Source organism: Saccharothrix sp. ST-888, assembly GCF_000955975.1.
In the GTDB taxonomy this organism is placed as follows: Bacteria; Actinomycetota; Actinomycetes; order Streptomycetales; family Streptomycetaceae; genus Kitasatospora.
This window is the reverse complement of the sequence record NZ_JYJF01001086.1, coordinates 1-262: the sequence shown is the minus strand read 5'-3', so window position 1 is coordinate 262 and position 262 is coordinate 1. Positions and strand designations below refer to the sequence as shown.

1 protein-coding gene is annotated in these 262 nt (G+C 72.5%); it reads left to right on the top strand.

Annotation, left to right across the window (positions count from 1 at the left end; translation table 11 throughout):
* Positions 1 to 262, top strand: a 262-nt coding sequence (locus UK12_RS35730; protein WP_045307394.1) for a ketoacyl-synthetase C-terminal extension domain-containing protein, incomplete at both ends; no start/stop codon positions are given.

The following is a 262-nucleotide window of genomic DNA, read 5'->3' as shown; positions in this document are numbered from 1 at the left end:
GACCCCGCACGTCGACTGGACGGCGGGCGGTGTCTCGCTGCTGACCGAGGCGACGGAGTGGCCGGAGACCGGCCGTCCCCGCCGGGCGGGTATCTCCGCATTCGGCATCAGCGGTACCAACGCTCACACGATCCTGGAGCAGGCGCCGGTTGTTGAGGCTGCAGCTGCCGGGGAGACGGTCTCGCCGTCGGTGGTGCCGGTGGTGCTCTCGGCGAAGGGTGAGGTGGCGCTGCGGGCCCAGGCCGAGCGGTTGCTGTCCGCC